Here is a 25,671-nt window from a genome sequence, read left to right as displayed (position 1 = left end):
TACACTTACGATAGCTCCGGCACACGTAACGTGTGCCGGAGCTATCGCATTGCAACACCCTCACCGTCCGTCATCCCTCTGCCTCCGTCGCTATTCGGCCGGTCCGTCCGACCTGGCCGAAACAGGAGGTGCAGGCCCATAGGGCCTGCACCTCCGAAATCCAATCCGCCGGGGAACCTCCGCCAGAACGACCGCCCCGGCCTCTGTGTCTACTCCGCACCGTTCGCCGCCGGTTCCTCTACCAGTCCCCGCGACACGAGCAGAGGCAGCCGACTGGGCTGACGTCCGCGGAAATTCTCATAGAGCACCATGCCGTCTTCCGTCCCCCCTTTGGAGAGTATCTCTTCACGGAACCGGGCAGCGACCTTCTTGTTGAACAGTTCACCCGTCTCCCGGAAGGCTTCATACGCATCCTTATCGAGCACTTCCGCCCAGAGGTAACCGTAATAGCCGGCCGAATAGCCTCCGTCGAAGATATGCGAGAAGTAGGGATAACGGTATCTCGGCTCTATCTGGGGTATCAGTCCCCGCTCCTCGTTCAGAACGCGCTTCTCAAATGCATCCAGGTCAACGGGGACATACTCCTCCATGTCGTGCAGCTCCATATCGGAATAGGAAGCCGCCGCGAGTTCCACCGTCTCGAATCCCTGATTGAACAGAGCGCTCTCCTGTATGCGCTTAATCAGGTTTTCGGGGATGACCTTGCCCGTCTGCCAATGGATGGCATAACTGCGGAGCATCTCCGGCTCGGTAGCCCAGTTTTCCATAATTTGCGAAGGCAGTTCCACGAAATCGTTCTCTACGGCAAGCAGTCCGCGATAGGGCACGTCGCTGAAGAGCGAATGGAGGGCATGCCCGAACTCGTGGAAAAAGGTGGTGGTTTCGTCCAAATCGAGCAAGGCGGGAATCGTCCCGTTCGGACGGGTGAAATTCGCCACGATATAAACCACCGGCACCACCCGTTCACCGTCCTTGTAACTCTGGTCCCGGAACGTACCGCACCACGCCCCCGGCCCCTTGCGGCCGGCACGCGGATACAGGTCCATATACAGGATGCCGAGCAGGCTGCCGTCGGTATCGTAGACTTCGTAGGCCACGCATTCGTTGTTGTAGACCGGCAGCACCGCCGGCTGGAACGTGATGCCGTAAAGCCGGTTGCTCAGCTCGAAAATACCCTGTTTGACATTTTCCAACGGGAAATAGGGCCTCAGCGCCTCCTGGTCGAGGTTATACCTCGACTTGCGTATCTTCTCAGCATAATACCACCAGTCCCACGAGGCGAAATCGTCGCTGCCGTCTTCCTTGCGCTTCAGCTCCTTCATCTCGGCAAGTTCCCCGCGGGCCCTGTCGAGCGCCGGCGTCCATATCTCGTCGAGCAGCCCGTACACGTTCTCCGGAGTCTTGGCCATGTTGGCGTCGAGCACATACTCCGCATGCGTACCGTAACCGAGCAGATTGGCCCGACGCGTGCGCAGTTCGATTATCTCGTTTATCAACTGCTTGTTGTCGAGCTCGTCACCGTGGTCGCACTTCTCTATGTAAGCCGTATAAAGCTCCTGACGCAGGTCGCGGCGCGGCGAATAGGAGAGGAAAGGCAACATGCTGGGTTTCCCGATATCGAAAAGGTATCTGTCGTCGCCGAGTCCCGCCTCTTTGGCGGCATTGCGGGCCGCGCCGCGCACGCCCGACGGCAGTCCCTCCACATCCTCCTCATTCAGCACCATCCGGAAACGCGCGTTCTCTTCGAGCAGGTTTTTCCCGAAACGGAAAGTCAGTTCCGAAAGCCGGCTGTTTATCTCCTTGAATTCGGCCTTCTGTTCGGCGGTCAGATTGGCTCCCGACCGGACGAAATCTTTGTAAACCTTCTCCACCAGACGTTTCTGCAACCGGTCGAGCCCCGCCGCATCACGGCCCTCGTACACCTTCCGGATGCGGTCGAACAGTTTCTCGTCGAGCATGATGCCGTCATAATGCTCCGACAGCATCGGCGCGACCTTCTCCTGTACGGCCTGCATCTGCGGATTGGTGTCAGCGGCCGCCACGCTCCAGAATACCTGCTCCACGCGCGTAAGCATCTCCCCGGCGTTGTCGAAGGCGAGAACGGTGTTCTCGAAATCGGGCTCCTCCGGATTCTCCGCAATGGCCTTTATCTCTTCCCGATGGAGCTTCATGGCCTCCCGGAAAGCCGGCATATAGTCCGATACCTTGATTTTATCGAACGGGGGAACGCCGTAAGGCGTATCCCATTCGGAGAGCAGCGGATTGGCACCGGCCGGCGCCTCCTTGCTGCCGCACGATGAAACTGCGGTCATAATACACACTGTGGTCAATAGCAATGGGATTTTTTTCATACTTTTATGCGTTTTTTCGATTCACCTGCGTTACTCTATATAACGTACAAAACTACGATTTTAGCGATACAAATGCAATTATTTTACACGCCCGACATCTCCCTGCCCGAATATACACTGCCCGAAGAGGAGTCGGCACACTGCATGAAGGTGCTGCGCCTGAGGACGGGCGACGAACTCCACCTGACCGACGGGTGCGGCAATCTCTACCGGGCCACCGTTCTGCAACCCGACCCGAAACACTGCCGGGTACGCATCACGGAGACGTTCCCCGAATACGGCAAACGCAGTTACGGAGTGACGGTGGCCGTCGCGCCGACCAAGAATACCGACCGCTACGAATGGTTTCTGGAAAAGGCGACAGAAACGGGCATCGACCGTATCATCCCCATCGAATGCCGCCGCAGCGAACGCCGGACGCTCAAACGCGAACGGGGCGAACGGGTAGTGACAAGTGCCGTCAAGCAGTCCCTGAAGGCCTACCGTCCACAGCTGGACGAACTGACGCCCGTAGAGGAAGTGATAGGCATGCCTTTTGACGGCGTGAAACTCATAGCGCACTGCCGCCCCGATACGCAACGGCGCTTCATCGGCGACGTGCTGCCCAGGGGCGGGAACGTCCTCGTCCTGATAGGCCCCGAGGGCGACTTCTCCGACGAGGAGATAACGGCGGCCCGGGCCGCGGGATTCACGGAGGTGAGCCTCGGCGAGAGCCGTCTGCGCACCGAAACGGCGGCGCTCGCCGTCGTGACCGCCGCAGCGCTCATAAACGGCATGAAACAGCCGGCACCCCCGAAGGAAACGGCGACAGCGTCATGAAAAAAGAGTTACGGCACATACGCAACGTACAACCGAAGGGTACAGGCAGCCTGCGGGTATGCCTCTCGCTCTTCACGACCTTTTTCAAAATAGGTGCTTTCACCTTCGGAGGAGGCTTCGCCATGATACCCCTCATCGAACGGGAGATGATAGACCGGCGCGGCTGGATAGCACGCGGTGACTTTCTCGAACTGCTTACGCTGGCCCAGTCGGCTCCCGGCCCGATAGCCCTCAACTCGGCCGTATTCGTCGGCTACAAGATAGCCGGCTACCGGGGCGCCTTCTCGGCCGTGGCGGGCGTGGTACTCCCGTCGTTCGTCATCATCCTGCTCATCGCCATCTATTTCACGGACATCCGCGAGAACCGTTACGTGGATGCCGCCTTCAAGGGAATGCGCCCCGCCGTGATTGCACTCATCGCAGCCCCCATCCTGAATCTCGCCCGCGGAATGGTCTGGTGGAAAATCGCGCTCGCGGCAATCGCGGCCGTCATCGTATGGCAGCTCGGCGTATCCCCCGTCTGGTTCATCATAGCGGGTGCGGCCGCGGGCATCCTCCATGCACTGCACGACAAACGCGGCACGGCCGGGAACGGAAAGGAGGGAATGCAATGATATACCTCCAACTGCTGCTCTCCTATCTCAAGATAGGCTTTTTCGGGTTCGGCGGCGGCTACGCCATGCTCTCGCTCATCCAGAACGAAATCGTGGTACAGCGCGGATGGCTCACATCCGAACAGCTCACCGACATTATCGCCATCTCGCAGGTCACGCCGGGCCCTATCGCCATCAACAGCGCCACATACGTCGGATATGCCGTGACGGGTACGGTCTGGGGTGCGGCCCTCGCTACGCTGGCTGCCTGCATCCCGTCGCTTACCCTGATGCTTGCGGCCACGAAGTTCTATCTCAGGCTGCGCGCCAACCGTTACGTGTCGGGCGCCATGGAAGGAATGAAACCGATGATGATAGGAATGATAATGGCCGCGGCGCTCCTGCTCCTCACCCCCGAAACCTTCATCGACTGGAAAAGCTGGGCGATACTCGCCGCCGCCTTCCTCGCTTCGTTCAAAAAGGTGAATCCTATCCTCATCATCGTCCTCTCGGCAGTGGCAGGGTTATTGCTCTATCTGTAACGGAACCGATTCAAACGATACTGCCATGAAAGATTACAGATTCAGCAACAACACCGCCAAACGGCGGTACGAACTCGACCTGGAAGACGGCCAGATAGCCATGATAGAGTATTATCTCGCACCGGGCGGAGAAGTGGCGCTCACCCACACGGAGGTGCCTTACGACCACGCGGGCCAGGGCGTCGGGAGCCAGATAGCCTTCAAGGCACTCACCGACATCCGGGAACAGGGGAGCAAGGTCATCCCCCAGTGCGGATTCGTCGCCTCCTACATCCGCCGCCACCCCGAGTGGCAGGAGCTCGTCGCGGTGCGCGAACGCACCTACTGATGCCCGCCGTGCAGGGCCTGCAGCCGAAACCCTCCGTCGGTACACGGAGGGTTTTTCATGTCCTGATGCGGACAGCGGCCACGTTCCGTTCCAATGCTCGACAATTTTCAATAAATTTGCACGGAACAAACCCGACACAAATGCACGAAAACAAGATAAAGGAGAGCCTGAAGATAAAACCCGTCAGCCTGAAATACCTCGACCAATACAATGAACTGCTGCGATATGTCTTTCAGGTCACCGACCGGGAGCTGGAGGAGAGCGGCTATGAGGACGGGGAACTGAGACGCTCCAAACGTCCTATTCTGCAGGAAGCCGACGTATTCGGCTGGTTCACCCACGACGACGAACTCGTGTCGCAGATATGTATCTATCCGTGCGAAGTGAACATTCACAGCCGCATCTTCAGAATGGGCGGCGTGACGGGAGTGGGCACCTACCCCGAATTCGCCGGCATGGGCCTGATGAACGACCTGATACGGCTTGCACTGCAAAAGATGCGCAAGGCGGAGCAGTATGTCTCCTATCTCTATCCCTACTCCATTCCCTATTACAGACGCAAGGGGTGGGAAATCATGTCCGACCACATCACCTTTACCCTGAAAGATACGGAGATACCGGAAACCGTCGAGGTGCCGGGCCATGTCGAGCGGCTCCCCGTAGGCGACGAAGACGTCAAGGGAACGTACGACCGTTTCGCCCGCTGCACGCACGGCGCCCTCATCCGCAACGATTTCGAGTGGATGGAGTATTGGCGCTGGGAGAACGAGGAGGAACGGACGGCGGCGGTCTATTACGACGCAAAGGATACCCCCCAGGGATTCCTGCTCTACTGGGTGGAGGAGGACGTTTTCCACATCCGCGAAATGGTCTATCTCACGCAGGAGGCCCGCAAGGGGCTGTGGAACTTTATCCGGGCGCACTACTCCATGATAGACGCCGTGAAGGGACACATCTACACGGGCGAACCGCTGGCCTTCCTGCTCGACGAAAGTCAGATACAGGAGACGATAGAACCCTACTTCATGGCCCGCATCGTGGACGTCGCCCAGTTCCTGCGCCTCTATCCGTTCGAAGGGAGCATACGCCCCTTCCATTTCGTCGTGACCGACCCCATGGCGGAGTGGAACAACGGCATCTTCAGTGTCGCAACCGACCGGGAAGGTACCGTCTCCGTGACCGACGAACCGGCAGGCAAAGCGGTGGAACTCGACATACAGACCCTTTCGGCCATGCTCATGGGCTACAAACGCCCCTCCTATCTCGCCAGAATCGAACGGCTGCACACCGACAAACGGACGCTGCGACTTCTGGAAGAAATCATCCCCGACGGACAGCCCTACTTCTCCGACTACTTCTGACCGGCCGGCCGACTTCCCGCCATCATCCGAAAGATGCCGGGACACGGAAAGCGGAGGGCGGATTGTCGTCCGCCCTCCGCTTTCCGCACTCTTCGTTCCGCATCAGTGCATATAGTCCCACGCGGGCAGTACGACGGGTTCGCCCGAAAGCGCCTCGACGGCCTTCTCATCCAGATACCGCTTGTGGATGACGAGCCGGAACATGTATTCGTCGAACCAGGCGTCCGTAAAGGTCAGGTATCCCTTGTTGCCGTACTCCGTACCCCAACTGTTCTCGAACTCCCACTTCACAGGCACGTCGTTCTCGTCCGTATCCACACCGATAAGCGTCATGGCATGACTCGACCCGCTCTGCCGGGTCAGTATCCGCGCCTTCTTGTCCATCGACAGGTCCACCCCGAAAAGTGCGCCGTAGTCGTACATGGCGGGGTCCATGACACCCGTCCTGCGGTTGAGGTGCTTGTTCACGTCGCACGACGCATACATGGCCTCATTATTCTTGATGGAGGCGAGCGCTGCACGCTTGATGGCGTCGTTCGGCAGGTTGAGGTACACCCAGTTCACCCCTTCGACCGTATTGCGGTAGTTGCTGATGTCATACACCCGGTAATATTCGCGCGTGGGGTCGTTCATTATCATGATGTAGTTCTCCGGAGAATAGTCGTCCGGAGTAATCTCGGCATAAAACTCCAGCGGCGTATAGGTTTTGGAGACGAGATTGCCTGCACGGTCACGGAACCTCCATTCAAATTCGACAGGAGGTTCGCCGAGGCACAGCGCCAACATCCGGTAAACGTCATTCAGCGCGGCATCCTTATGCTCCTTCACCACCGCCGCACGGGCCTTGCCTTTCGTACCGGCCAGCGCTTCCCGCAGCCTGTACCCCTCGACCCGCAGCTTCTCGTTGATAAGCGCCACCATCTGGGCCGTATTCTCCGAATGGGGAGTCTCCGGCATCACCTGCGCAGGCACCACCCCGTACTTGCCCGCAATGTTGTAATAGAGGTTCCATACCCCGCCGTCGTCGAGCGGAGCGGAAAAGTAGTGTACGACCTCCCGGTCGTCCATCGGCTTGGATGCGGTCGCGGCCACGTTTTCGAGGAAGAGGTTCGCCTTTTCGAGCATATCCCAGAAATAAAGATAGTTATGCGAAAAATCGAACTCATCCAAATTGTACTTCTCCATGACCGAAGGACGGAGTACGTTCATCGAAGTGAACATCCAGCAGCGGCCCGACTGCTTCTGGTCGGTAATTCCCTTCACATTCACCCTGTATTTGAAATAATGGTCCACCTTACCGTCGAGCCCGTGGTTCAGCGCCAGGGCCCGTATATCGCCGTTGGAGGTCAATACGTTCTGTATGGCCACGACGGACGGGTCGCCGCGGAAACGGTCGCGCATCCGCGCCACGTCATCGCCGGTTATGGACTGTGCATCGGCCGCAATACCTCCCGCAACCACGAGCGAAGCCGCCAACAAGATACCTTTCTTCATGTGTGAAATCCTTTTTTACTGTTAATACTTGCTTAGGCACAAAGATAACATTTACCGCAGGAAACCAAAAGCCCCGCAAGCTCTCCACGACGGGAAAATCTCCTCCGTTTCCACGTACCGCAACCTCAGAAAGCCGGACACTCCACGCCCTGCCGCCCATCAAAGCGACAGGGAAGGGATTCCCTCCCCTGCCTTACGGTCGCAACTTTCACCCTTCCTCCCGGAACTCCATCACATAGAGCACATGCCGCGACAGCGGATGGCCTGCCGGAACGGCCGGATGGTCGAACTCCTTCACCCGGCACATCCCGAGTTTCTGCATCACCCGTTCGGAGGGCTGGTTCTGCACAGCAGTAAAAGAGAAGACTTCCTTTAGATGAAGCGTATCACGGGCGTATGCCAGACATGCCGCCGCCATCTCCGGCGCATACCCCTGTCCCCAATACTCCGGCAGCAGCCGCCACCCTATCTCCACACCCGGAGCGAAATCCGCATCGAAATCGAAACGGTGCAGCCCGACAAACCCCACAAAATGTCCTCCGGTACGCTCCCGCACGGCAAAGAGCCCGTAACCGTACACTGCAAACTCCCGCTTTATCCGACCGAGAAACTCCACGGATTCCTCCGGCGAGAGCCGCTTCGGGAAATACCGCATCACGCGGCTGTCGGCATTCATCCGGATAAACTCCGTCGTGTCCTCCCCCCGCCATACACCCGCCCGAAGTCGTTCGGTCCGTATCACGTCGCACTCCATCATCCAACCACTTTTCCTTCCGCCGAAACGGAGCCGATGCGCCACTTCCACCCGCCGACGCACCGCAACCGGCAATCACTCCATCACTATCTCTACCTCGCCCGCATACTCCCTGTCGACCACGAGCATCAGCATAGGGCGCACGGAGTAGGAACGCCTGTCCCCCGTCTCCCGACTGTAGGTCATTATCAACTTGTCACCTATCTTCACCAAGCTCTCCACCTCGAGGTAAACGGCCTCGTCCGTCATAGGTTCTATGACGGCTATCACATACTGCGTATCAAAATCCACCGGCGTGGGGAGCGACCCCATTACGGGCGCCTTGCCGAACACCGTATCGAACTCCTCGCGCGTGGTGATGGTGGCTGCCGGCAGCCGGTCTTCGGTATAGCTGTTGTTGACGAAATAGTTATGTCCCTCGGTATAGGGAACCTTGCAACCCAGCCACAGTTCGAGCATGAACTCGCCGCCCCACGGCTCACCCGCCATCAGGCTCTCCCCTATCAGCAGATGATACGTCCCCTGCTGTTCCAAGCCGTATTCGATACTCCGGCCGAAAGGCCCGTCCGAGGTACCGTCGGGCATGACAATCTGGTTGAACCGTACATTGGCCATATCGCCGACCCCGGTAATCTCGCCGTACAGCAGGTCGCACCCGCCCGAATCGAATTCGACATCTACGGTTCTGCCCGGCTCCTTGAGAATCACCATCCGTCCGTAGCCATCCCTGACTTGCACCTTCACGGGCAGCGAATCGGCGATTACGACCTCGCCCGCAGCCGCAGCGCCTGCCACGGTCTCGCCGTTCCCGGTCTTGCCGCACCGTCCGCAGGAGAGTATCCACAACGGCAAAGCGACACACAACATAATCACAGCCAAACGTTTCATTATTCCGTCTTTTAAATTACCAATCCGTTCCGCACCGATTGCGGCGGCACTCTCCCGCCGCAATCGGTCCACAAATGTAATCAATAAACATGAACCGCGTATTCGCCCGACCGGCCGGAAACAGACAGGGAGCCTCCCGGCTCCCTGTGCTTGCCTCTTCGCAGCGGCTAAAACGTAATCGTCAGCGGCAGCATGAAACCGTACAGGAAAAATCCCGCACCCGCTCCACCGGCATAGAGCACATTGAAAGTCGGATTGATTCCTATCCGCCAGACGTTCACATAGAATCCCACCGAAGCCATGGCTCCGAACACGGAGGCCTTGTTTTGATTCACATTGGTAAAATTCGGATGAGCCTCGTCAGCCAATACAGCCGAAGCATACTCCTTTATCGGAAAAATACCGACCGCGAAATCCGAGGTCAGTCCGAAATATTTCGTTTTCCACTTCGGACTGATTCCGGCATACACCCCGCCGCCGTTCATCAGATACTGATACCCATCCTTTTCATAAGTTCCAACACTAAACTGATTATAACGCTCCCCTATTAAGGCCATCGCACCAAAAATCAAATCAAGATTCCGGTAACGTGTTTCCGTCGTAAATTTCAAATTAAACGCTTTGATATTACCCTGTCCATAAATTTTTCCTCCTTGTGTCGGATAATTCATATCCATGAAGACATCCAAGTTCAAATCTGTATTAAATATACCAAAACCGGCTTCTACCGTTATCGGTAACCGTTCCTTGGAAATCTTTTGAGCTTCCAGCGTTTGCCATAAAACGACACACAACGCCAATAGCAATACCTTTTTCATGATAGTCAATTCAATTAGCCTAATTGCCGTGTTCACTAATCAACATCTGCACTCCATAATTCGGAAAAACAACCCATTGCTCCGGATTGTCAAAATAGTATATGGATGCATTCCCACACATTTCTCCTTTATTAGAAAATTGCACACCCAATTCTGCACCTGTTCTTACTTCCAAAGCATCAGCAATTTTCACACCAATATCCGCACTAATTTTAAAACTTATGGCAGCATTCGGCAAATCGTATTCTTCAAGGCAAAACGTAATCATCGAATACCAATCCTGGTCTGAAAAACACCGCCAATCCACTACCTTTTTATCCTTAAACACCTGAGATATATTCGATTTAGAATCGAAATTGAACTCGACCTGGTTCTGTATTTCATATGTTTTTCCATCATCGGTAGCTCCTACGACTTTCAAATAAAACTCCGGTTTTCCTGCAGGCCAGCGCTCCAGCGACCAATCGGTAAACTTAATCTGTTTCACATAAACCGGCGAACTCGCATCCGCATTCCGATAAGGCGGATAAATAAAATCGTACACCGCATCGGAATTACCGATGGAATTCTCCCGATAGGCCCGGTACATAATCTTCGTTCCCCGGTACGCCGGTGAATAGATATAATTATTCACTCCACCCGATCTGGTAATCAAACGCTGATACCCACTCTGATGCTCTGGAACCATATATTCGATTACAACCCGCGAAGAATTATCACCGTCGTTATTCCAGTGAAGTTCCACATTTTTTCCACTGTAATGAGTCGTAAAACTCGATAAAGCGGCAGGCGCAGCAGGTGCCTGCACGAAAACGACATTGGACTGGCCGGATTCGGAAATTTGCTGGCCGGTTAAGGTTCCTCCCACCGAATAGGCAGAAACATAATAGTAATAATATTCATTCGAAATAAGATTGTAATCGAAATAAGTCTTATTATTACTTCCTGTAACCGTACCTATTTTCTGATAGGCGCCTCCTTTGGCTGCTTTACGGTATATATAAAAACCGTTTGCCGTACCGGAATGTTCCCACGACAATGCAACTCCCGTCGTAACCCGATTGGCTGCCAAATTGGTCGGAGCAGCAGGAGCTGTCACACCCCAACCACGCGTATCGCCTGCAACATTATCCTGATACGGATAAACAGCCTCCGGATTATATCCATCCAACAACTCGCCGTTCGCATCCGTGCGTTCACACAATCCTACGACTATAACCGGGTTTTCCGGAATATTTATCGCATCTATCCACACGAAATTTCCCGCCGCATCATATCCCGGAATCTCCGTCACAGTCGCATCGCAATAATCTTCCGGCAAAAACGCTACGACAGGTACATATTCTTCCGGATTCCAATCTTCCGCGTGCACAGGTACCGATATCTGCAGATTCGGATATAACCTCTGAAGTTCTTCTATAATATTCGTACCGGAACTCCGGGTTTCTGTCCCCTCCTCAGGGAAATAGACACTCAGCAGGTCTTTCACGGCAATCGTACCGTCCGCCGACCGTGTAACCACCGTTTCATCGTCAGCCAAAACCGTATCATCCGCAACATGTTTTAACAGGACATCATAGTCTCCGTCGAACTGTTCCAACGCATTCTCATGAATCAGTTGTCTGAATTCGGTATTTCCACGCATCGCCCGGCTGACCGACAGGGCCAGATTTCCCATCACCTCGTCATAATCCATCGTCATTGCCGACAGTCCATAACCGTCGTTACCGACAACTTCTTTACGCCCGCTCATTCCATACTCTTCCTTTCCGCAGGAAACAGCCAGAAACAGAACCGCAACGCTTGCTAAACAAAAATTAAAAATTTTCATTTCAGGTTGGTTTTAAGTTAGAACTTAGGGTTTATTTCCTTAAACAAAGTTAATATGTTTCCTGCACCAAAGCAATAGTTATATCATATTTTTTACATTCATATATATTATATGAAAATATCTTCGCGTCTATGCCTACCTATTCCCGTAAACACAAGAAATCTCACCGCAGCTTGTTCCGCTCGAAATGGGGGCCGACCTTGATATTGAAAAAGAGCGCCGAAACCACCGTCAGGCATGCCCCGACGAAATAGGCTGCATTCAGCGTGCTGACCTGTCCGATGTAACCGCCGAGCAGCAACCCGGCTCCGATACCCACGTCCCACGACGTGAGGTAGGTGGATGTGGCCGTACCGCGCTTGCTGTTGGGGGCGAGATTCACGAACAGCGTATTGAAGGCCGGGAACATCGTTCCGAATCCTACCCCGAGCAGGAGCGCGATGCCGAAGAAGACGTACCGTCCGACTGCGGGGAACTCCGTCATCAGCCATTTGCATGACGAGAGGCCGAAAAAACAGAAGCAAACGAGATAGATGCCGAAGGAGATGACGGCCACGATACGCCCCTTATCGACCTGCCGACCCGAAAACAGACGCGACACGGCCATTCCTACCGCCATCAGCGTGAAGAAAAGCCCGCTGCCCGATACGATACCGATTTGCCTTGCGTACATGGCCACATAGGTGGTGGTCATACCGTAGGGGATGGAAAGCAGCAACAGGTCGAGGCCGGCCGGAATGCCTTTGACAAGAAAGAAACGGTCGAGCGAGATGGGCTCGCGCTTCACCTGGGGTTTCACGGGTGTCCTGACAAGCAGGGCGCAGACGAGGCCGAGCGAACACGAAACGACCGAAGCGACGAAAAGCACGTCGAAACTCAGCCCCGCATCGTGCATGAAGAGCCCCACCATAGGACCGATGGACATGGCGATGTTATTGGCGAGACCGTAGTATCCCAACGCCTCGCCGCGCCTCGACGAGGGGGTGATGTCGATAACCAGCGTATTGCCGGACACGGTCACGGTACCGAACGCGAAACCGTGCACGACGCGCAGGATGATGAAAACGGCAAGCGTACCGGCGACGATGTAGCCGGCGAAAATACTCGTAAAGATGAAATAGGCGAAGATATAGAGCGGCTTGCGGGCGAATGTATCCAGCAGGTAACCGGAAAAGGGACGTATCGTCAGTGCGGCAAGCGTATAGCAGGAAAGAGCGATGCCCATCGTCGCGCTTCCGGTATGGAAGACCTCCGTCAGGTAGAAAGGGAAAACCGGCATCAGAAGATAGAATCCGAAATAAAGCAGAAAATTCGCTGCGATGATGAAACAGTAACCCGGTGTGATGAGACGTTCCTTTGTCATGACGATGCTTTTTCAGTTCTCCTTCGATTCCTACCCTGCGCCCCGCCCTCTATAGAGGCGGAAAACGCCGCGCAAAATTAAAGATAAAAGGATTACATTGTCTCTGCCTTCCGGAAGAAAGCATCCCGGAACACAGTACGGCACCATCCGACGGTTCCGATACAATCTATCCGATTCGATGCAGAACGGGACACTATCAACAATGCGAAACGGCCCCATCCATCCCGCAACAAAATCCCGCCGGTCTCCACTCGAAAACTTCCGTACCTGCTCCGTTATCACAGGGCCCGCGCCGGCAAAACCGCACTATTCTCGGACAACGAAAAAACACTTCTGCAAACAATTCTCGCCGGATTACTGCATGGAAAAAACAGGGTTCGCCGCTACCCGCACCGTACCCCTAAAATTCCTGCAAGAATAAACAAACCTTCACTCCATCGACAACCGAAGGTCTCTCCACGTTGCAGGCACCACCTTTCAAATATCATCCGATACGAGCAAATTCACCGGTGCAGTATAAAAAGAGAGCCACCCGATATCGGGTGGCTCTCAACTTCACTCTGTTGTGTGGGAGCACAGGGATTCGAACCCCGGACCCTCTGCTTGTAAGGCAGATGCTCTGAACCAGCTGAGCTATACTCCCTCGTGGTGCAATTGAAAAATACTGATAGTTTGCGGAAACCATTTCATATTTCCCAATTGCGAGTGCAAATATAGGGCAATTTTTTCTCACTCCAAATTTTTCCGAAGTTTTTTTCAGTCTTTTTTTACGACACGTCACACACAGACATAACAATCAACACGATACGCTTCCATCTTTTTCTACTACCGTCCGCTGTTTTCCGGTCGTTTCTGCGCCGGGCCCTGCATGTCTCCTCCGTAGCGGGCCCGATAAAACACTCCGAGCGGCAGCATTTTTTCCGCCCGGTCGTAAAAGAAGAGCTCCCCGAACTCTTCCGCCGAGGGTACGGGGAAAAGCTGGCCGACTATACTCTTGGCCAACAGGGCCGAAAATCCCATGGAATAGAGGTTCAGTACGAGAAAACCGTCCGTCGCCGACAGCAGCCGGGTACAGCATTCGAGCATCGGCCCGATATCCTGGCCGAGCACCCATTTCTCCCCTTCCGGGCCCCGGCCGTAAGCCGGCGGGTCGAGAATGATACCGTCGTAACTTCTGCCGCGGCGGACCTCCCGGCGAACGAACTTCATCGCATCCTCCACCACCCAACGGATACCGTCCAATCCGCTCGCCTCCATATTCTCACGGGCCCAGGTCACCACCTGGCGCACGGAATCCACATGCGTCACCTCCGCACCTGCACTCCGGGCCGCCAGCGACGCACCGCCCGTATAGGCGAAGAGGTTGAGCACGCGCGGTTCCCTGCCCAGCCGGGCTTTCAGCTCCGCAACGCTGTCATAAATGAAATTCCAATTCTCACCCTGTTCGGGAAATACGCCCACATGCTTGAACGAAGTGAGACCCAGCCGCATCCGCAGGGACATGCCGCGGTAACGATAGTCGATTCGCCACTGTTCCGGCATTCCCGCCCCCAGCAGCCACCGGCCGCGCTCCTCGCTGTTGGCATCGCGCCGGAAAACGGCGGACGCCATACGTTCCCACTCCCCTTCGGGCAGGGACTTGTGCCAGATGGCCTGCGGTTCGGGGCGCACCGTCACATAACGCCCGAAACGCTCCAGCTTCTCGAAACCGCCGCAATCGACCAACTCATAATCCTCCCACTCGGGGGACAATATCTCCGGAACATCCGTACATTTCATAAGACATTCGATTCAATCCATTTCAACACAACCGAAAATACGGAAAAGAACTCCGTACCGGAACCGCCCGTCAACCGCGTCCCTCGAAAACGACGCTCATCATACACTGCGCACAGTCGAACTCCAGACGATAGACGAACGGCCCGTGGCGAAGCCACAGCGGAGCAGGCCCTTCATCCCGCCGCCCTTTCAGACACATGCCGTGTTCGCGCCGCACACAGAACGGCGTCCGCATGACCGCCACTCCACGCAGGTCGGCCTGCAGGTCGTACCCCGGCGCAGCGCCCGCCCCGCCGACACGTTCGTAAAATCTGCGGGCCAGCCGGTTGGTTACGTTCTCCGAAGCCTCGGGCGTACCGTACGGATAACGGCATCCGGCAGCCGCCCGGGCCGGATGTCTCTCGGTCCGGCGCTCCGTCCGGTGACACAGCAACGCTTCCAACCCCTCCCGTCGCAAAGCGTTCGCCTCGGAAACCCGCACGAAAGGCACTCCCTCCGTACCGTCCGCAAAACACACCTCCGCCACATCGAACATGGTATCGCCCGACCGGACAAGCTGCGTACGGAGCATCTCCAGCACCTTCTCCGGTTCCCGCGCCGCCCCGTTGCCGCAGACAACGGAAGCCGTCGCCGAACAGCCGTCTCCATCCCGGAACTCTGCCGACACCGCACCTTCGTCAAAACTCACGGTCACGGACACCCGTACCGAACGGCGGGCACGGGCTCCCTCCAAACGCGCGCTGAACCGGCGGTCGTAATTCCGATAAATCTCCGTCCCGGCCGGAAGTTTCCACTCCTTGTTGAGCTGCACGCGCCCCCCTTCCGTACCGTTCACGTTCGTACCTGCCAACCGGCCTCCGTACATGAAACAGATGCCGTCGCCAGGGGCGAATGCCTCTCCGCCCTGCGGCTCGAACCACCCGGGACCGGAACACGCCACCCGGCAGACGAAACCGCCGACGGCCTTCGGAGTATCGGGTGTGGAAACCCCCGCCCGCCGGCCGTCGAAAAAGTATTCGGTACGTCCGCGGGAGAAGGTACGCGCCAAATCGGGCTCGAAACCCGGGTCGCTTTGCCCTTCAGAGGCCCGCACCAGTCCGGGACGGGCAGCTATCTCCCGGTCGAGACGGGTGCGGTACCATGCGACGACGTTCCGCACGTATGCCTCATCCTTGAGCCGCCCCTCTATTTTGAACGAGGTGACACCGGCATCCAGCAGGTCGCCGAGCCGCCCCGAAAGGTCCATATCCCGTACCGAAAGCAGGTGTTTGCCGGCCATTAACACGTTACCGGCGGCATCCAGCAGGTCGTAGGGCAACCTGCAGGCCTGCATACAGTCGCCCCGGTTTCCGCTGCGCGGCGACATGGTACGGCTCATGTAACACCGCCCGCTGTAACACACGCATATCGCCCCGTGCACGAAACACTCTAGCTCCACATCCGTGGCAGCCCGTATCCGCCTGATTTCCTCCAGGGAAAGGTTACGTTCGAGAATAACGCGCGAAAAACCGCAGTCGGCCAGGAAAGCCGCCTTCTCCGGGGAGGCATTGAAAGTCTGCGTCGAGGCGTGCAGCTCCACTCCTTCGAGTTCCATCTCCAGATAGGCCATATCCTGCACGATGAGCGCATCCGCACCCGCTTCGACCACCTGCCGTGCGATACGCTCGGCATCGGCGAGTTCGTCATCGAACAGGAGGGTGTTGAGCGTCACATAAACACGCACGCCGAACCGGCGGGCATACTCCGCCACGGCGGCTATGTCCGCCACGCTATTGCCGGCCGCCTGCCTCGCGCCGAAACGCGGTCCGCCCATGTAAACGGCATCCGCACCGCAGTCGATAGCGGCACGGGCACTCCGCAAATCGCGGGCAGGTGCAAGCAACTCAATCTTTCCGGGTTTCCACAACATCTCCACTTCACGACGCTTCATCGGTGCGCAAAGATACGAAATAAACCCGGCATACCGTGAGAAAAGATGCCTGTTCGACCGGCGCGCTCTCCGTGCCCCTTGCGGCCCGTGACGGTTTTTTCGCCTGAGCCCGGCTAATTATTACGCCGGGCTGCACAGTGCCCTCGACGACCTGTACGGCGATACCCTCCGCCCCGTAACATTGGCCGGGACATCCGCCCCGCGGCGGTTCCGGGCGGCAGTGTTCGAGCGGGCCGCCCGATGGCTTCACGGACGCGGAGAGTTCTCGCCCGACATGATGGAGGAGGAACCGGTCGCCGACATGGTGCGCGAGACATACCGTATTATCCGCAAGGCGATGGACAAGGGCGTGGCCGACAACGTTATCCCCGCCGCGATGGCCCGAAAGCTGGATAACAGTGCTTTCCTCTTTTCAGGATTCAAGACCGCACAGGAGCTGAAGGAGGCCTCCCTGCTGCTGCGGGAGAAAGACGGTACGGTAAAAGGCTTCTCCCGGTTCCTGACCGATATTCGGCGTATCGACGCAAACTACAACGTGCGCTACCTGGAGGCGGAGTACAATTTCGCCGTAAGCTCCGCGCAGATGGCCGCCTCCTGGGCCGAAGTATCGCAGGACGGCGACCGGTACGACCTGCAATACCGGACGGCCGGCGACGACCACGTCCGCGAGGAGCACCGCGCGCTGAACGGCGTAACGCTCCCTCCGTCGAATGACTTCTGGCGCTATTACTATCCGCCCAACGGCTGGAACTGCCGCTGTACCGCCGTTCAGGTGCTCAAAGGGAAATATCCGACATCGGACGACAAACAGGCCATACAGGCCGGAGACCGGATGACCGATACCCCGAAGAAACGTATTTTCCGTTTCAATCCCGGTATCGACGGCCAGCTTTTCCCGCCCAAACACCCATACTACAAACTGAGTAAGGAGGCGGCCGGACAGGTCAAAAAGGCGGTCGGGAAAATGGCGCAGGCAAACCGCATCGAGGAAATGATTGCCGAAATGCCCGACAACCTGACCGCCGAAGAAAAACGAGCCCTTGCCGTGCATAACATCAAACTGGAAGAGGCTCTCGGAATAACGAAAGGAAAGCCTATGACCGTGGAGCAAGCAGACAGACAATCCGCGAATCCGTGCTACGTCCCCGAATTTATTCCCGACCCGAAAGGGAATTATCAAGATAATCAGGGGAATAAGTATAGAAGGAATCCGGCGTATAAACCAGAGGATGAACAATATCACATTAATTGTCAGACCTGCGTCCCGGCTTACGCTTTACGATTGAAAGGATTCGATGTTACGGCAAAGGGAAACACAATCGGCTCGAAACTTGACTATCTCAGCGACGGCGCAAACGCTTGGGAAGTATGGAAGAATATCGACGGAACGCCAGCCCAATATACAAGTGTAAATACTTGGCTTGTAAAAAAAGGGTATAAGCAAATGTCGGAAAAACGTTATATGCAATTTTTCCAAGAAGCATGTAGCGAAGAAGGGATATACGAAATCGCGATTTATTGGAAAAACGGAGGCGGACATGCTACTGTTTTACAACGATTTGCTGACGGAGAATTAAGAAGAATAGAGCCACAAATTGATAACCAAAAAGGGTCAGGAAGAGAATGGAACAACTTAGAGTACCTGTGCAAACGAGGACGAACGACGACTTACAACGCCAGTGGAGTTATGCGGATAGACAATAAACTATTCAACATCGACTTCATCGACATCTTCGATAAATAAATCTATAATGTTGAAAACTTCTGGCCCGGTTATAGTCAACACTTGTTTGTTTGCATATTGATACACAACAGGATATCCCGTGATGGCTTCTTCGGGAAAAACAAACATATAATATTCTGCTCCCTCGTACTTGCCGAGGTAGTCTATATTATAACCATACATGTCGATTAGGCCCTTAGCCGCAATTTGTACCTGTTTTGGTATTTCCATATTACAAATATATAACGATTATGAATGAATTAGTCAAAAATATTTTATCCGACCTCCGGGTGGAAGTGCTCGACGAGTTCAACCGAAACTTCACCCGAAAGGCATTCTTCGACCGGCCCTGGCCGGCGCGGAAAATGGATACGGGACGCGGCACCCTGCTGGTCGTATCGGGAGCCATGCGCCGTTCCCTGCGGTGTACCGCCGCCCGCGGCTCCCTCTACTTCTCCTCCGAGCTGCCCTATTTCAGCATCCACAACCGCGGCGGAAAAGTGCCCGTTACCCCGGCAATGCGCCGCTACTTCTGGGCGATGTACTACCGCAACGTCCCGCCTGAAGGAGCTACCGGTAAACGGGCCGACCGCAAAAGCCGTACCGCCGCCTATTACCGCTCCCTGGCCCTGACTAAGAAAACGGAGTTCGACATCCCCCGGCGTCAGGTCGTCGGCGACCATCCCGCCGTCGGACGCATCGTCCGCGATACCTGCGAACGGAACGTGCGCGAATGGGTGGCGAAAAACATCGACCCGAAATTCACCAAAATGACACACAAATAATCCTTTTTCAAGTATGATTAAAGACACTTTAACGGCCGTAAAAGAGGCCTTGAAAACCGTCCCCGACCTGCGCTATACGGCCGAGGACTGGGGACAGCTCGATTTTTTCAACCAGCCGCCCGTGCGCTTTCCCTGCGTCCTGCTCGACGCGGAGGAAGTACGCTATTCAGACAGCGGTCGGGGCTTCCAGCAGGGAGAGGCGTCGCTCACCGTCCGCGTGGCCGATAACCGCGTTTTCAACGGCTCTTTCCAGGCCCCCGCCTCACAGGCGGAGTTCGCCATGTTCGACCTGCTCCAGGCGGTGTATCAGGCGTTACAGGGCCTCTCCGGGCCGGGATTCTCGCCCCTGACGCGCTCCCGGTGCGTCCGGGCCCGGCGGGACGACGGTATCCGCGAGTTCCGCATGTCGTTCGACTTCGCGTTCACCGACGCGGACGCCGCGAAAAAACGGTAAGAACACGCGCCGTTATTGCTCCGGCGACGCGTCGCCGTAACGCTCCTTCATCAGCTGGAGAGCTTCTATGAGAAATATAGCATACGGCATATTTTGATGCAGAAGAAACATTCTTAGCTCGGATATCGTCTGTTGCGGGGCGCACATCGTGATGTATGCGCCCCGTTCTCCGCATATTGGTTTACGGCCAGCCTCTGGACGGGCTCCGCCCCAGCCAGCTTTCTTCTCCCCGGTCATCGGTTATTCGTTTTTACATTATTATATTACAAATACATACTGTCAGACAACCGTAACCGCCGCAATGCGGCGGTTACGGTCAATCATCAATCCTGAAACGGCCTTTACTAAATATAGTAATATTCAGTTTTTGCAATCGATTCAACGTCTACAACGTCACCATCTTCGTCTGTCGAAACTGCACAAAGTTCTATATAATAGACATCGTTCCAGCACCGGTCGCCGCGCCGTCACCCCACCAGCAGTTGGGAGGCCACCTCGTGTCGTTTCGCCTCACCGGCCAGCACCTCGACGAGTGTCAGCGCAAAATCGAGCGTCAGACCGGGGCCGCGTCCGGTTATCACATTGCCGTCTACAACGGCCGCTTTATCCGTAGCCAATATCGCTCCGGACAGATACTTCTCGAAACCGGGATAGCAGGTAGCCCGCCGTCCCCGCAGGATGCCGAGTCCGCCCAGCACCATGGGCGACGCGCATATCGCAGCCACCCGGCCCCCCTTGTCGTAGAAAGCCTGCACCTCCCGTTTCAACCCCTCATGGCTGTCGAAAGCGGGAGTTCCGCCGGGGATAACCAACATCTCCGCCAAGCCGAAATCGGTCTCCTCAAAAAGTCCGTCGGCTACGACGGGAATGCCGTGACTGCCCGTTACGGTCCGTTCATCGGTCAGCGACACCGTGCGGACAGGCAGCCCCGCCCTGCGGAGCACATCGACCGTAGCCAGCGCCTCTATCTCTTCAAACCCGGTAATCAAAAACAAGAATATCGTCTTCATACTTCATCTGGTTTTAACGTGTTTTCTGCAAAGATAGAATAATCGCCGTCTTTTCCAATCTACACGGCACAAATTCACCGGTCCCGGCAAACCGAAACAACGAAAGAGCGGACGGAATTCATTCCGTCCGCTCCCGTAACGTTTATGCGTAATGCGCCCTCTATGCTTTCGTGAGTATCTCTATCTGTGCCTTCGCATCAGCCACATGGCTGCCCTCGGTCACCTTACGATAGGTAGCAACGGCCGCATCCTTGTTTTCGCTGTTCTGATAGGCCGCCCCGAGCATGAAGTAGATGTCGGACATGTCTGCAGGGTCGGTCTGCGCAGCCGCAGCGGCCTCGCCCCACTCTATCACATGCGCCCAATCCTGATTGTTGGTCGCAACCTGAATGCGCATCAGGCTGGCAGCGGGGTTCGTAGGGTCTATGGCGAGCACTTCGCCGAGTATCTCATACACTTCGTCCGCATTGCCCGCCTCGTCGGCCTCTGCGGCACGCAGCATCTGATAATAGGCCATCTTCTCCCGTGCGGCATCGGCCGGTTCCTTGTAACGGCTGTGACGCGATTCGAGTTCCACAATGTCCTTGTAAATCTTCATACCGTTCTCGTAGTCGCCCGAAGCCGCATAGCTCTCGGCCAGGAAGAGGGCAAGGTCAGTATCGGTGGGGTTGGCCTCATACCCTTTGGAGAATATCTCGATAGCTTTGTCCCACTGCTGGTTGTTGAAAGCATCCGCCCCCATCACGGTATAAGTCTGGGAGATGAGTTTACGGGAATTGCCGAGCACCTTCACATCCTGAAAAAGCTCCGCATACTGCATTGCCGAATCGAGTACCGTAAGTGCCTCGTCGAAACGGCTCTCCTTGCAGAGCGACAGGCCGTACTGGAAATAACAGGTAGGAAGCAGTTTCTGTGCCTGCTGTACCGTAGCCGAAGCGTCGGCACCGGCATTCAGTCCCATTTCAATGGTCTGTTCCAGAACGGGAATAGCCGCTCCGAAGTCCTTCGCCTGTATGAGTGCGGCCGCTTCATTGAATTTGGTGTTCACCTCGCTGACCGTCTGAGCCGACAGTCCTGTCGCGGCAAATATCGCCGCTGCGGCCAGCAAAAACTTGATTTTTTTCATCTTTTCGTCAGTTTTATTATGTGTGTTGTGTGTGTTCCGCCGTCATTCCGACCAAAGTCCGGCAACCGTCTCCCGGCTGCATGGCATGCAAAATTATCAAAATAGGCAATCACGCCAAATATCACCTGCGCAGTTTTTTGAAAAAATCCTCCATCAACGCGGCACACTCCCCGGCGAGTACCCCTGCCGTCACTTGCGTCTTCGGATGAAGCAGCTTGCCGCCCGCCGCGGAATATCCCCTTTTCGCATCGGAAGTCCCGTATACGATACGCCCCACCTGCGCCCAAGCAGCAGCTCCCGCACACATCACGCAGGGTTCAACGGTCACATAAAGCGTACATTCGTTCAGGTATTTCCCCCCTGCGGCATGCATGGCTGCCGTCAGGGCCTGCATCTCGGCATGCGCCGTAGAGTCACGGAGCGTTTCGACGAGGTTATGCCCCCGGCCCACTATCCGGCCCGATGCCACGACCACGGCGCCGATAGGCACCTCTTCCTCACTTAACGCTTTACGCGCCTCGGAAATTGCCGCACGCATAAAAAATTCATCCTCCTGCCGTCCCTTCTCCATGAAATTTCGTACTTTTGAAACCCCGCAAATGTAGTATAAACGGTCGTGCGGCGCAACAGCCGCACGCAGCAAAACGCAATCCGGCGTTTTATACTGATGATGCAGGGCCACTAAAAATTCCATAATATGTACAGGACGCATACGTGCGGAGAACTCCGCATCGACAATACCGGCACGGGCACGACACTCGCCGGATGGGTACAGAAAGTGAGAAACCTCGGCGCAATGACCTTCATCGACCTGCGCGACCGTTACGGCATTACGCAACTCGTCGTGGACGAAAACACGCCGGCCGAGGTACGTGCAGCTACGGCCGGGCTGGGGCGTGAATATGTCATACAGGCGACGGGCACGGTACGTGAACGCTCCTCGAAAAATCCCAAGATACCGACGGGCGACATCGAAGTGGCCGTCTCGGCGCTCACCGTCCTCAACCGGTCCGAGGTACCCCCCTTCACCATCGAGGAGCACAGCGACGGCGGCGACGACCTCCGCATGAAATACCGTTATCTCGACCTGCGCCGGCCACCCCTGCAGCGCAACATCCTGTTGCGCCACCGCATGGCCCAGAGCGCCCGCCGTTTTCTCGACGGAGAAGGCTTCCTCGAAATAGAGACGCCGTTCCTCATCCGCTCCACGCCGGAAGGGGCCCGCGACTTCGTGGTCCCCTCGCGCATGAATCCCGGCGAATTCTACGCCCTGCCGCAGTCGCCGCAAACTTTCAAGCAATTGCTGATGGTCTCCGGCTACGACCGCTATTTCCAAATCGTACGCTGCTTCCGCGACGAGGACCTGCGGGCCGACCGCCAGCCGGAATTCACCCAGATAGACTGCGAGATGTCGTTCGTCGAACAGGAGGACGTGCTCGAAATCTTCGAACGGTTCGCCAAGTACCTGTTCCGCGAGACGCTCGGCATCGAGTTCGGCAGTGCCTTCCCGCGCATGCCGTGGAGCGAGGCGATGGCCCGTTACGGCTCGGACAAGCCGGATATCCGTTTCGGCATGGAAATAAACGACCTCAGCGACCGGGCCCGCGGCCGGGGATTCGCAGTCTTCGATTCGGCGGAATACGTCGGCGGCATCGTCGCGACGGGATGCGCAGGCTATACCCGCAAACAGATTGACGAACTCACGGAATTCGTCAAACGACCGCAGGTAGGGGCCAAAGGACTCGTGTGGATACGCCTCGCGGAGGACGGCTCGGTCAAATCCAGCATCGACAAATTCTTCCCGGCAGAGGAGCTGCTCGCATGGGCGGCTGCCTGCGGCGCTGCGGCCGGTGACCTGCTCCTGCTGCTGGCGGGCAACCGCATGAAGACCCTCGCGGCCCTCAACGTGCTGCGTCTGGAGATGGGCGACCGGCTGGGCCTGCGCGACCCGGGCAAGTTCGCCCCGTTGTGGGTAGTCGATTTCCCGCTGCTGGAGTGGGACGAGGAGACGAAACGCTTCTACGCGATGCACCACCCCTTCACCTCGCCCAAACCGGAGGACATCCCGCTCTTCGACACCGACCCGGCGAAGATACGCGCCAACGCCTACGACTTCGTGGTGAACGGTACCGAGGTGGGCGGCGGCTCGATACGTATTTTCGACAGCGGGCTGCAAAGCCGGCTGTTCGAGACGCTGGGCTTCTCGCACGAGGACGCCGAAAAGCAGTTCGGATTCCTGATGAACGCTTTCAAATACGGCGCACCGCCCCACGGGGGCATCGCTTTCGGGTTTGACCGTTTCTGTTCGCTCTTCGGCGGAGCCGATTCCATCAGGGACTTCATCGCCTTTCCGAAAAACAATGCCGGCCGCGACGTCATGGTAGATGCTCCGGCCCCGATAGCCGATACCCAGTTGGACGAGCTGGCGCTCCGGGTCGCCGTTCCCGAACAATAATCAAGAGGAAAGCGAAAGAGATACCGAACGGGCGGGACGCCGGTCAGCGTCCCGCCCGTTTTTCATGCCGGCAACCGACGGTTTCCGACAAAAAATAGAAGGGCATGCAACAAAACGGACAGAAAAAGCATCTATCTTTCAAATACGTTGCATGAACCTGAAAAACTACCGACCATGAAACGCACCTTTCTCCACGCTCTCTGCACCGCAGTACTGTTGCTCTGTACCTCGACAGGCTGCCAACCGGAAGAGGAGGACTACTTCCTGCGCTGGATGCTCCTGAATGCGACGGACTCCGTCCTTTATTTCACCTTTAACGACAATACGCCGTTCACCGTGGAACCGGGCGAGTACCGGCTTCTGGGGACGACCGTCCTTCCGCCGGACACGAAACCCAATCCCGGGCTGCTTTTCGAACTGCACCCCGAATACCGCACGCTCTCGGTTTCGGCCGCTCCGGACGGCCCCACCCTCCGGAAGTGGAACAAGGACTACGATTTCACTTCCGACCGACAGTTCTTCGACAGTTCGCAATGGCCGGACGAAAACCGCGCCAGCCACGACTGCGACTACGTATTCCGGGTAACGCCCGAAGATATCGCCAACGAATAAATTCCTGCCGCCATGCCACGAAAACTCACTGCCATGACCTGCGCCGTCGTGCTGCTGCTCATACTGCCGACAGCCTGCAACCCGCTCGACCGGCTCTTCCAGAAACAAGATACCGACCCGGAGAGCTGCGATGTCACCTGGCTGCTGCGTAACGCCAGCGGCCGGGAACTGTGGTTCGAATTCGCCGATTTCGGTCTCCACTCCCTTCAGGCGGGGCAAAGTGCCGAAATCATGCGTACTACCGTCCGAGGCTCCGACATACAGACGAGTTTTTACGAAGTCTTCGACTACCGTCCCCAGTCGCATCCGTTGTCAATCTACACCGACGGCGGCTCGGTTCCTGCAAGGATATGGACGCTGGAGGAGCGCGACAAACCGGGGAAGCAATTCTACGACCGGGGGGCATGGACATTCGACCGCACCGATGAAGAGAGGGCCGAATGGACGTTTACCGTCACCGCAGACGACCTCGAATAACACACATCTCTTCTGCAAAGGCCGGCAGCCCTCCGGTGCTGCGCGATGCGGCAGAGCGGAAACGGACGTCATCCCCAGCGGCAGGCATCCGGTTCCCGCATCGCTCCCCATTTGTAGGTAAATGCGCAAACGACAAGCACATCACAACGGAAACATCCGTAATTTTACGGTTGCGCAC

At 56.4% G+C, this 25,671-nt stretch carries 24 protein-coding genes and 1 tRNA gene; 11 read left to right on the top strand and 14 right to left on the bottom strand.

The genetic code is table 11. From position 1 onward, the window contains the following. Nucleotides 1-209: 209 nt before the first annotated feature. Nucleotides 210-2,351: a M3 family metallopeptidase gene (locus tag BQ5361_RS02150; protein ID WP_046445055.1), complete on the bottom strand. Its 2,142-nt coding sequence runs from the start codon at nucleotides 2,349-2,351 to the stop codon at nucleotides 210-212. 72 nt (nucleotides 2,352-2,423) lie between these two features. Between BQ5361_RS02150 and BQ5361_RS02145 the strand changes: the two genes are divergently transcribed. From BQ5361_RS02145 to BQ5361_RS02125, 5 genes are all read left to right on the top strand, one after another. Continuing rightward, nucleotides 2,424-3,170, top strand: coding sequence for a 16S rRNA (uracil(1498)-N(3))-methyltransferase (locus BQ5361_RS02145; protein WP_052130951.1), 747 nt, complete (start codon nucleotides 2,424-2,426; stop codon nucleotides 3,168-3,170). Continuing rightward, the gene (locus BQ5361_RS02140) at nucleotides 3,167-3,784 is read left to right on the top strand and encodes a chromate transporter (RefSeq protein ID WP_399270629.1); all 618 of its coding nucleotides are present in this window, start codon (nucleotides 3,167-3,169) and stop codon (nucleotides 3,782-3,784) included. The genes BQ5361_RS02145 and BQ5361_RS02140 overlap by 4 nt, the downstream gene beginning before the upstream one ends. Next, nucleotides 3,781-4,305 carry a chromate transporter gene (locus tag BQ5361_RS02135; protein ID WP_022063429.1) on the top strand — a complete coding sequence of 175 codons (525 nt, stop codon included), beginning with the start codon at nucleotides 3,781-3,783 and terminating at the stop codon, nucleotides 4,303-4,305. The genes BQ5361_RS02140 and BQ5361_RS02135 overlap by 4 nt, the downstream gene beginning before the upstream one ends. Before the next feature lie 25 nt (nucleotides 4,306-4,330). Beyond that, nucleotides 4,331-4,633 (top strand): GNAT family N-acetyltransferase, encoded by a 303-nt coding sequence (locus BQ5361_RS02130; protein WP_022063430.1) that lies wholly within the window; start codon nucleotides 4,331-4,333, stop codon nucleotides 4,631-4,633. A 140-nt stretch (nucleotides 4,634-4,773) separates the two neighbouring features. Then, nucleotides 4,774-5,994 (top strand): GNAT family N-acetyltransferase, encoded by a 1,221-nt coding sequence (locus BQ5361_RS02125; RefSeq protein WP_035471654.1) that lies wholly within the window; start codon nucleotides 4,774-4,776, stop codon nucleotides 5,992-5,994. 102 nt (nucleotides 5,995-6,096) lie between these two features. Here the strand turns inward: BQ5361_RS02125 and BQ5361_RS02120 are convergent, their stop codons facing one another. From BQ5361_RS02120 to BQ5361_RS02080, 9 genes are all read right to left on the bottom strand, one after another. Beyond that, entirely contained in the window at nucleotides 6,097-7,488 is a 1,392-nt protein-coding gene (locus tag BQ5361_RS02120; RefSeq protein WP_035471651.1) for a C1 family peptidase, read from the bottom strand. A gap of 208 nt (nucleotides 7,489-7,696) precedes the next feature. Continuing rightward, nucleotides 7,697-8,245 carry a GNAT family N-acetyltransferase gene (locus tag BQ5361_RS02115; RefSeq protein ID WP_399270627.1) on the bottom strand — a complete coding sequence of 183 codons (549 nt, stop codon included), beginning with the start codon at nucleotides 8,243-8,245 and terminating at the stop codon, nucleotides 7,697-7,699. Between the two features lie 72 nt (nucleotides 8,246-8,317). Further along, complete coding sequence (locus tag BQ5361_RS02110) at nucleotides 8,318-9,130, bottom strand: hypothetical protein (RefSeq protein WP_052130950.1); 813 nt, start codon at nucleotides 9,128-9,130, stop codon at nucleotides 8,318-8,320. A 167-nt stretch (nucleotides 9,131-9,297) separates the two neighbouring features. Continuing rightward, nucleotides 9,298-9,948 (bottom strand): hypothetical protein, encoded by a 651-nt coding sequence (locus BQ5361_RS10490; protein ID WP_022063435.1) that lies wholly within the window; start codon nucleotides 9,946-9,948, stop codon nucleotides 9,298-9,300. 19 nt (nucleotides 9,949-9,967) lie between these two features. Then, nucleotides 9,968-11,779, bottom strand: a complete 1,812-nt coding sequence (locus BQ5361_RS02100) for a fibronectin type III domain-containing protein (RefSeq protein ID WP_143047469.1) — start codon at nucleotides 11,777-11,779, stop codon at nucleotides 9,968-9,970. 163 nt (nucleotides 11,780-11,942) lie between these two features. Continuing rightward, nucleotides 11,943-13,142 (bottom strand): MFS transporter, encoded by a 1,200-nt coding sequence (locus tag BQ5361_RS02095; RefSeq protein ID WP_035471643.1) that lies wholly within the window; start codon nucleotides 13,140-13,142, stop codon nucleotides 11,943-11,945. A 568-nt stretch (nucleotides 13,143-13,710) separates the two neighbouring features. Further along, nucleotides 13,711-13,785: transfer RNA gene (locus BQ5361_RS02090), tRNA-Val, on the bottom strand. A gap of 182 nt (nucleotides 13,786-13,967) precedes the next feature. After that, on the bottom strand, nucleotides 13,968-14,921 hold the full coding sequence (locus BQ5361_RS02085) for a class I SAM-dependent methyltransferase (RefSeq protein WP_052130949.1): 954 nt from the start codon (nucleotides 14,919-14,921) through the stop codon (nucleotides 13,968-13,970). Between the two features lie 70 nt (nucleotides 14,922-14,991). Further along, nucleotides 14,992-16,851: a peptidase U32 family protein gene (locus BQ5361_RS02080; RefSeq protein WP_257525992.1), complete on the bottom strand. Its 1,860-nt coding sequence runs from the start codon at nucleotides 16,849-16,851 to the stop codon at nucleotides 14,992-14,994. Between the two features lie 181 nt (nucleotides 16,852-17,032). On the opposite strand from BQ5361_RS02080, the gene BQ5361_RS02075 reads away from it, so the two are divergent. After that, the gene (locus BQ5361_RS02075) at nucleotides 17,033-18,595 is read left to right on the top strand and encodes a phage minor head protein (RefSeq protein WP_154822292.1); all 1,563 of its coding nucleotides are present in this window, start codon (nucleotides 17,033-17,035) and stop codon (nucleotides 18,593-18,595) included. On the opposite strand, the gene BQ5361_RS10485 is transcribed toward BQ5361_RS02075, so the two are convergent. Further along, on the bottom strand, nucleotides 18,557-18,805 hold the full coding sequence (locus tag BQ5361_RS10485; protein ID WP_074021956.1) for a hypothetical protein: 249 nt from the start codon (nucleotides 18,803-18,805) through the stop codon (nucleotides 18,557-18,559). The genes BQ5361_RS02075 and BQ5361_RS10485 overlap by 39 nt on opposite strands. 20 nt (nucleotides 18,806-18,825) lie before the next feature. Between BQ5361_RS10485 and BQ5361_RS02070 the strand changes: the two genes are divergently transcribed. Then, nucleotides 18,826-19,359, top strand: coding sequence for a phage virion morphogenesis protein (locus BQ5361_RS02070; protein ID WP_143047467.1), 534 nt, complete (start codon nucleotides 18,826-18,828; stop codon nucleotides 19,357-19,359). A gap of 13 nt (nucleotides 19,360-19,372) precedes the next feature. Beyond that, nucleotides 19,373-19,813, top strand: a complete 441-nt coding sequence (locus BQ5361_RS02065) for a hypothetical protein (RefSeq protein ID WP_035471636.1) — start codon at nucleotides 19,373-19,375, stop codon at nucleotides 19,811-19,813. Between the two features lie 467 nt (nucleotides 19,814-20,280). Here BQ5361_RS02065 and BQ5361_RS02055 read toward each other — a convergent pair whose 3' ends face one another. The 3 genes from BQ5361_RS02055 to BQ5361_RS02045 form a co-directional block, all read right to left on the bottom strand. Next, nucleotides 20,281-20,823, bottom strand: a complete 543-nt coding sequence (locus BQ5361_RS02055) for a DJ-1 family glyoxalase III (protein ID WP_022063445.1) — start codon at nucleotides 20,821-20,823, stop codon at nucleotides 20,281-20,283. Nucleotides 20,824-20,983: 160 nt separating this feature from the next. Further along, nucleotides 20,984-21,949, bottom strand: coding sequence for a tetratricopeptide repeat protein (locus tag BQ5361_RS02050; protein ID WP_022063446.1), 966 nt, complete (start codon nucleotides 21,947-21,949; stop codon nucleotides 20,984-20,986). A 121-nt stretch (nucleotides 21,950-22,070) separates the two neighbouring features. Further along, the gene (locus BQ5361_RS02045) at nucleotides 22,071-22,520 is read right to left on the bottom strand and encodes a nucleoside deaminase (RefSeq protein WP_022063447.1); all 450 of its coding nucleotides are present in this window, start codon (nucleotides 22,518-22,520) and stop codon (nucleotides 22,071-22,073) included. 126 nt (nucleotides 22,521-22,646) lie between these two features. On the opposite strand from BQ5361_RS02045, the gene aspS reads away from it, so the two are divergent. The 3 genes from aspS (at nucleotide 22,647) to BQ5361_RS02030 (ending at nucleotide 25,493) form a co-directional block, all read left to right on the top strand. Next, the gene (gene aspS / locus BQ5361_RS02040) at nucleotides 22,647-24,404 is read left to right on the top strand and encodes an aspartate--tRNA ligase (protein WP_035471631.1); all 1,758 of its coding nucleotides are present in this window, start codon (nucleotides 22,647-22,649) and stop codon (nucleotides 24,402-24,404) included. 174 nt (nucleotides 24,405-24,578) lie between these two features. Beyond that, nucleotides 24,579-25,016 (top strand): hypothetical protein, encoded by a 438-nt coding sequence (locus BQ5361_RS02035; RefSeq protein WP_022063449.1) that lies wholly within the window; start codon nucleotides 24,579-24,581, stop codon nucleotides 25,014-25,016. A 12-nt stretch (nucleotides 25,017-25,028) separates the two neighbouring features. After that, nucleotides 25,029-25,493, top strand: a complete 465-nt coding sequence (locus BQ5361_RS02030) for a hypothetical protein (protein ID WP_143047466.1) — start codon at nucleotides 25,029-25,031, stop codon at nucleotides 25,491-25,493. The last annotated feature ends 178 nt before the right edge of the window (nucleotides 25,494-25,671 follow it).

It is taken from the genome of Tidjanibacter massiliensis (genome assembly GCF_900104605.1).
In the GTDB taxonomy this organism is placed as follows: domain Bacteria; phylum Bacteroidota; class Bacteroidia; order Bacteroidales; family Rikenellaceae; genus Tidjanibacter; species Tidjanibacter inops.
Note: the sequence above shows the minus strand (reverse complement) of the source record. Positions and strands in the feature narration are given on the sequence as shown.